The following is a 6,953-nucleotide window of genomic DNA, read 5'->3' as shown; positions in this document are numbered from 1 at the left end:
GTCCAGAGGTCCCCGGCCGTGCCCTCCGGCAGGGGATCCATACCCGGCAACGCGCCGGCAGCAGGCCCTGTCATGCGCTGTGTCCAGGTTCGGCGCTGCCGGAGGAACCGTAGCCGCGTAACCACCGGGTGAGCCGCTCGTAGGCGTCCGCCCGGATTCCGGCCGGCGAAAGGAAGACGTCGTGGAGCGCGCCGTCAATCCGTTCCACCGTTACCGTGCGCCCCAGCGTCAGCGCCCGGAGCGCAATGATGTTGACGTCCAGCACGGCATCGGTCCGCCGCATTTCCTCGGTCCAGAATGGTCCGGTGGCGCTGCCCCGTGAGAGCAGCACCAGGATGGGAACGTCGATGGCCAGCCCGCGGGCCACCCTGGCATGACCGGAAAGGACTGCACTGAGCCAACCGGCCCGCAGCGGGAAGGCCATCGGTGGCCGGAATCTGTCATCAAGGGCCCACTCGCCGTCGGCCGAACTGCTGATGGTCCGCCAGTAAAATCCCCGCTCGGGCAGGCGGAGAACCGCCTCGGGGCGGAAACGCGCCACCGGTCCCACCATGGTGGATGCTGCACGGCGGACCAGCGAACTGCCGTGCATCTCCAGCCAGGGGCTGTTCAGCACAAGATGGGACACCGTCCCCGGGTGGTTGCTGACCCAGAGGGCCGCCACAAGGCCGCCCGTGGAATGCCCCATCATGGTGAGCAGCATGGATTCGTCCCGAGCGCTCCGGGACTGGTGGGCCTGTTCCCCGGGGGACACATCGGAACGGATGATCCCGATGGCGTACTCGATCTCGGCGTCGTAATCTGCAAGATTGGCCACGTAACCGCCGGGAGCATCCGGGCGGAGGCTGCGCCCGTGGTTGTGCATGTCCAGTGCATAGAACTCGTAGCCGTGACGGGTCCAGAACTGCGCAAGGTCCACGTTGAAGAAATAATCGCTCCAGCCGTGGAGGAACAGCACGGTGCGCCGCGGCCCCTGCCGCTCACCGGGATCCGTGGCGGGACCTTCCCCGGGACCCATACCAACAGGCGTTTCGGGCCGGAACCGGACCAGCGTGGCGGTCCGCTGAACGCCGTCGGAGCCGGCGGCGAGGAACGTGCGCGCCTCAAAGCCTGCACCGAGGATGTCTGGCTGCCACGTCATGGTTTTATGCTAACCGGCCCTGCAGGCGGCCGCCGGTTTGGTCTGGACCGCCCAAGACGGAAAACTAGAGCCATGCGCGTATATCCGACATTCTTCAGGCTGGCCTTTTCATGGATGGACGCCGAACGCGCCCACAAGATCGGATTTAAGGGGATCAAGCTCGTCCATGCTTCCGGCGCGGGCCGCGTCCTGGCCAGGTTCACGGCACCGGCGCCGTCCCTGCAGACCACGGCATTCGGTGTCACCTTCCCGTCACCGTTCGGCCTCGCCGCCGGCTTTGACAAGGAAGGCCTGGGCATCGAGGCCCTCACCGAGCTTGGGTTCGGCCATGTGGAAGTGGGAACCATTACCGGCCAGGCGCAGCCAGGTAACCAGAAACCGCGCCTGTTCCGGCTGATTGAGGACCGCGCGGTGATCAACCGGATGGGGTTCAACAACGACGGCGCCGCAGCAGTGGAGCCGCGCCTCAAGGCAGCGCGTGCTGCCCTGCAGCGCAGGCACCCCAACGTGCGCCCCGTCATCGGAGTGAACATCGGGAAGAGCAAAGTAGTAGAACTCGACGATGCCGTGGCTGATTACCTGGTGAGCGCACGGAGCCTCGCGCCGGCCGCGGACTATCTGGTGGTCAACGTGAGTTCACCCAACACACCGGGCCTGCGGCTCCTGCAGGATGTGCAGACATTGCGGCCGCTCCTGTCCGCGGTGGGGGAGGAGGCAGACCGTGCGGCGGGGCGGCACGTCCCCCTCCTGGTGAAGATTGCCCCGGACCTCAGCGACGAAGACATCGACGACGTTGCCCGGCTGGCCTTGGACCTGAAGCTGGACGGGATCATCGCCACCAATACGACCATCGGCCGTACCGGGCTGGCGTCGCCTGCCGGCAAGGTCGCCGAGTGCGGCGCAGGAGGGCTGTCCGGGGCACCATTGAAGCAGCGGTCACTGGAAGTCCTCCGCCGGCTTCGGGAAGCCACCGGCGGTGCGATCACACTGGTGGCAGTGGGCGGCGTGGAGACGGCCCAGGATGTGCAGGAGCGCCTGGACGCCGGCGCAACCCTGGTCCAGGGCTACACCGCCTTCCTTTATGAGGGACCGTTCTGGGCCGCGCGCATTAACCGCGAACTGGCCAAGGCCCGGACCCGCACAGGCGCCGTTGACAGCAGACAACGGACAACGGAGAGCTGACGCCGGAGAACCGACGGGGCAACACTTACTCCTGACAGACAACAAACCCCGGCGGAAAGACCGCCGGGGTTTGTTGGTAAAGGAACGGAGTGTGCGGCGGACCTGCATCCGCCCGGCACATCAGGACGGGTACTGGCCGCGCTTGACGAGCGGCTTGGGCAGCCGCAGCTTGCGGAACTGCAATGACCGCATGGAGCCGTACCAGACCGTGCCGCGCTCCACTTCGCCGAATTTCGCGGTCAGCTTCTTGCGGAGCTGGCGGGACAGGATGAACACGTCAACGAACACTGCCAGGAACATCACCCAGAAACCGCCCAGGACGTAAATCATCTGTTCGCTCGAGGCGGGGACGATCAACGAGATGATGACGAAAACCAAGGCACCGAACATCAGGTACTCACCGAGGCTGAAGCGCGCATCCACGTAATCACGGGTGAAGCGCTTCTGCGGGCCCTTGTCACGCAGGGGCAGGAACTTCTCGTCACCGGTATCAAGTGCCTGGCGCATTTTGGTCCGCTGATCCTGGATGGCCTGGCGCTCAGCAGCCTTGGATGCCTTGCGGTCCTCCGGCACCAGTGGCCGCTTCCTCGCAGCTTCCTGGGCCTTCCGCGTGGGCGTGGGTGCGCCCTTGCCAAACGCGGCATCCTGCCGGGCGGCCGCTTCAGCGGCCTGCTGGTCTATTGATTGCTGCGCCGTTGGCGCTTCCTTTTTACGTCCGAACACCTCAACAGAATACCTTGCGGCCCGGGAGATTCCGCGCGGGTATTGTGATCGCCATGACTTCCTCTGCAGCGGAGACCCCGCGCGATGCCAGCAACTCCGACAACCTCCGCTCGGCCGGGACCATCGACACGGCTGCACTCCGGCTGTCCGTCAGCGGGTCCTTCAACGCCACGATGACACGGCTCAAGGACCTCGTGGCGATCCCGGGCATCGCCTGGCCCAGTTTTGATCCCGCCCCGCTGGAAGCCAGCGCCCAGGCAGTAGCGGAACTGCTGCGCGCGGCAGGACTTGAGGAAGTTCAGGTTCTGCGGAGCAGGAAGGCGGACGGAACCGACGGCGGTCCCGCCGTCGTCGCACGCCGCCAGGCAGCCGCCGGGAAGCCGACCATTCTCCTGTACGCCCACCACGACGTCCAGCCGCCCGGCGATCCGGCACTGTGGGAATCAGAGCCGTTCACCGCCGTCGAGCGTGACGGCCGGCTCTACGGCCGCGGTGCGGCGGATGACAAAGCCGGAATCATGGCCCACGTGGCCGCGTACACTGCTGCCGCTGAGGTCCTCGGCCGTGAGTTCGGCCTCGGGGTGACGTTTTTCATCGAAGGTGAGGAGGAAGCCGGCTCGCCCACCTTCCGCCCTTTCCTGGAGACGCACCGCGAACTGCTGAAGGCGGACGTCATCGTGGTCGCCGATTCAAGCAACTGGAAGGTGGGCGTTCCGGCCCTGACCACCAGCCTGCGGGGCCTCGTGGACGGAACAATCGAAGTCCAGGTGCTCGAGCACGCTGTCCATTCGGGCATGTTCGGCGGCCCCGTGCTGGATGCCCCCACCCTGCTCGCCAGGCTCATAGCCACGCTCCACGATGCGGAAGGCAACGTAGCCATCCAGGGCCTGGTGTCATCCGATAACGTCGCCGTGGACCTCACTGAAGCGGAGTACCGCGCTGACGCCTCCGTCCTGGACGGTGTGCAACTCGCCGGTACAGGAAGCATTGCCTCGCGGCTGTGGACCAAACCGGCGCTGTCCATCATTGGCTTTGATGCGCCCGCCGTTGATATGGCTTCCAATACCCTGTTGCCACGGGCGCGCGCCAAGTTCAGCCTGCGCCTGGCCCCGGGACAGGTCCCTGCCGAAGCGATGGACGCGGTCCGGCGCCATGTGGAAGCGAACGCACCGTTCGGGGCGAAGGTGGTATTCACCCCGGGTGAGAGCGGCAACCCGTTCCTTACTGATACTTCGTCCCAGGCCGCAGGGTTCGCCATGTGGGCCTTGGGGGAGGCCTGGGGTGTACCCGCAGTGGAGATGGGGATCGGCGGATCCATTCCCTTTATTGCGGACCTGACCGAGCTTTACCCTGACGTGCAGATCCTGGTCACCGGTGTCGAGGACCCGGATTCGAGGGCCCACAGCGCCAACGAATCCCTCCACATCGGCGATTTCCGGAACGCAGTGGTGGCCGAGGCGCTGCTGCTGGCCCGGTTGAATGCCGACGGCCTGGCCTGAGCCTGCTGCCGGAAACGGCAACGGGCGCCGCGCAGGGAACAACCAGGCAGTACCGATGGTTACGCCAGGAGTTAGAGCTACACGTCTGACCGAAGTAGCATGTAGCTATAGCCCGTACCGTATCCGTAGGGGCAGGTGCCGCCCAGGCAGCACCGCCAGGACCCGTCCTAAGAAGGTAGGCCAATGAGCACCGCAACCAATGAGAACAGCACCGAAACCACCAGCGCCGGCAGCGAAGAACTGGCTGCCCACGAGGTCAAGCTGACCGACGTCGCCGCAGGCAAGGTCCGCAGTCTTCTCGAACAGGAAGGCCGTACCGACCTTCGCCTCCGGGTTGCTGTCCAGCCCGGTGGCTGTTCGGGACTGATCTACCAGCTCTACTTCGATGAGCGCCTGCTCGACGGCGACGCCGTCCGCGATTACGACGGCGTCGAAGTTGTCGTTGACAAGATGAGCGTGCCCTACCTGAGCGGTGCCAGCATCGACTTCGAGGACACCATCTCCAAGCAGGGTTTCACCATCGACAATCCCAACGCCGGCGGCTCCTGCGCCTGCGGTGATTCGTTCCACTGACCCGGTCTTTTCGCCCGATGCCGGCGCCTGTTTTCTGTACCTCTAAAACGGTATGGAGGCACGGCGCCGACATGTGGGCGAAACGCCCGGCGGAGCGGTAAGCTCTACACCGAGTAGTAAAACTTTTAGTGTGCCCGGGACTGCTTTTTGCTTGCCGGGCTCCAGCAACAAGTAGGAAGGGCCGTCTGTGAGTTCGCAGAACCGAACCGGCAGCCGACGCACAACGATCACTACGATCTCAGCCTTGGCAATCGCCGGCGCGTTGGTTTTGACTGGATGTTCGCCAGAGGTAGAGAGAGGGTGGCTGCCCACTGAACGTGGCACCACCAGTAACACTGACCGCATCATGGACCTCTGGGTCAACTCATGGATTGCTGCCCTGGTTGTGGGCACCATTACGTGGGGTCTGATCATCTGGTGCATCGTGGCCTACCGGCGCCGCAAGGGGACAGTAGGATTCCCGCGCCAGACCAGCTTCAACCTCCCGCTCGAAGTCTTTTACCTGACCATCCCGATCTTCATGGTCCTGGTGTTCTTCTACTTCACTGACCGCGACCAGCAGGCCATTGATAACCGTTCCCAGCCTGCCGACGTCGTCGTTGACGTCCGTGGCAAGCAGTGGGCCTGGGACTTCAACTACAAAGCCGGCGACGTCATCGAAGAGGACGTCTACGAAGCCGGTGAGCAGGCGCACCTGACGGGCAACACGATCGACAAGGAAAAGCTTCCGACGCTTTACCTGCCGGTCAACAAGTCAGTTGACCTCGAGCTCAACGCCCGCGACGTCATCCACTCTTTCTGGGTTCCCGCCTTCCTTCAGAAGCGCGACATGATCCCGGGCAAGACCAACTACATCAGGTTTACGCCCACCAAGGAGGGCACCTACGACGGTAAGTGTGCCGAACTCTGCGGCGAGTACCACTCCGAAATGCTGTTCCGCGTCAAGGTGGTGTCTGAAACCGAGTTCCAGGCACACATGGACGAGCTCCGGTCAGCGGGCAACGTTGGACTCCTCGGCGAAGAGTACGACCGTAACCCCAACCTGAACGAAATTAAGTAAGGGGAGCGACGTGGCTACGTACACTCAATCCGCACCCACCACCGGAGTCCTCACGGCCCCCGTGGTTCCCAAATCCAAGGGACGCATCGTCGTCAACTGGATCACTTCCACTGACCACAAGACCATCGGGTACATGTACCTGATCGCGTCCTTCGTGTTCTTCTGCTTCGGCGGCGTGATGGCTCTGCTGATCCGCGCCGAGCTGTTCGAGCCCGGTATGCAGATCCTGCAGACCAAGGAGCAGTACAACCAGCTGTTCACCATGCATGGCACGGTAATGCTGCTGATGTTCGCGACGCCCCTGTTTGCCGGCTTCACCAACGTAATCATGCCGCTGCAGATCGGCGCCCCGGACGTGGCCTTCCCCCGTTTGAACGCGCTGGCCTTCTGGTTCTTCCTCTTCGGTTCCACCATTGCGGTCTCCGGATTCATCACCCCCCAGGGTGCTGCTTCGTTCGGCTGGTTCGCTTACGCGCCGCTGTCCAACACCACCTTTAGCCCGGGAGTTGGCGGTGACCTGTGGGTCTTCGGCCTGGCGTTGTCCGGCTTCGGCACCATCCTTGGCGCGGTCAACTTCATCACCACCATCGTGTGCATGCGGGCCCCCGGCATGACCATGTGGCGTATGCCCATCTTCACGTGGAACGCCCTGATCACGTCCATCCTGGTCCTGATGGCCTTCCCGCCGCTGGCCGCGGCGCTGTTCGCCCTGGGTGCCGACCGCCGGTTCGGTGCGCATATCTTTGATCCGGAAAACGGCGGTGCCGTTCTCTGG

7 protein-coding genes are annotated in these 6,953 nt (G+C 64.1%); 5 read left to right on the top strand and 2 right to left on the bottom strand.

From position 1 onward, the window contains the following. Positions 1–70 precede the first annotated feature (70 nt). On the bottom strand, positions 71–1,141 hold the full coding sequence (locus tag DBR22_RS22865; protein WP_108600857.1) for an alpha/beta hydrolase: 1,071 nt from the start codon (positions 1,139–1,141) through the stop codon (positions 71–73). Positions 1,142–1,213: 72 nt separating this feature from the next. Between DBR22_RS22865 and DBR22_RS22860 the strand changes: the two genes are divergently transcribed. Continuing rightward, a complete protein-coding gene (locus tag DBR22_RS22860; protein ID WP_108600856.1) occupies positions 1,214–2,323 on the top strand; it encodes a quinone-dependent dihydroorotate dehydrogenase in 1,110 nt (369 codons plus the stop codon). 120 nt (positions 2,324–2,443) lie between these two features. Here the strand turns inward: DBR22_RS22860 and DBR22_RS22855 are convergent, their stop codons facing one another. Further along, a complete protein-coding gene (locus DBR22_RS22855) occupies positions 2,444–3,046 on the bottom strand; it encodes a DUF3043 domain-containing protein (protein ID WP_108600855.1) in 603 nt (200 codons plus the stop codon). 53 nt (positions 3,047–3,099) lie between these two features. On the opposite strand from DBR22_RS22855, the gene DBR22_RS22850 reads away from it, so the two are divergent. From DBR22_RS22850 to DBR22_RS25110, 4 genes are all read left to right on the top strand, one after another. After that, positions 3,100–4,545: a dipeptidase gene (locus DBR22_RS22850; protein ID WP_108600858.1), complete on the top strand. Its 1,446-nt coding sequence runs from the start codon at positions 3,100–3,102 to the stop codon at positions 4,543–4,545. 183 nt (positions 4,546–4,728) lie between these two features. Continuing rightward, positions 4,729–5,118 (top strand): HesB/IscA family protein, encoded by a 390-nt coding sequence (locus DBR22_RS22845; protein ID WP_108600854.1) that lies wholly within the window; start codon positions 4,729–4,731, stop codon positions 5,116–5,118. Positions 5,119–5,305: 187 nt separating this feature from the next. Next, positions 5,306–6,178 (top strand): aa3-type cytochrome oxidase subunit II, encoded by an 873-nt coding sequence (gene ctaC / locus DBR22_RS22840; protein WP_108600853.1) that lies wholly within the window; start codon positions 5,306–5,308, stop codon positions 6,176–6,178. A gap of 10 nt (positions 6,179–6,188) precedes the next feature. Next, positions 6,189–6,953, top strand: a 765-nt coding sequence (locus DBR22_RS25110; RefSeq protein ID WP_258229420.1) for a cbb3-type cytochrome c oxidase subunit I, incomplete at its 3' end; no start/stop codon positions are given.

Origin of the sequence: Arthrobacter sp. HMWF013 (genome assembly GCF_003061105.1) — a bacterium.
In the GTDB taxonomy this organism is placed as follows: Bacteria; Actinomycetota; Actinomycetes; order Actinomycetales; family Micrococcaceae; genus Arthrobacter.
Note: the sequence above shows the minus strand (reverse complement) of the source record. Positions and strands in the feature narration are given on the sequence as shown.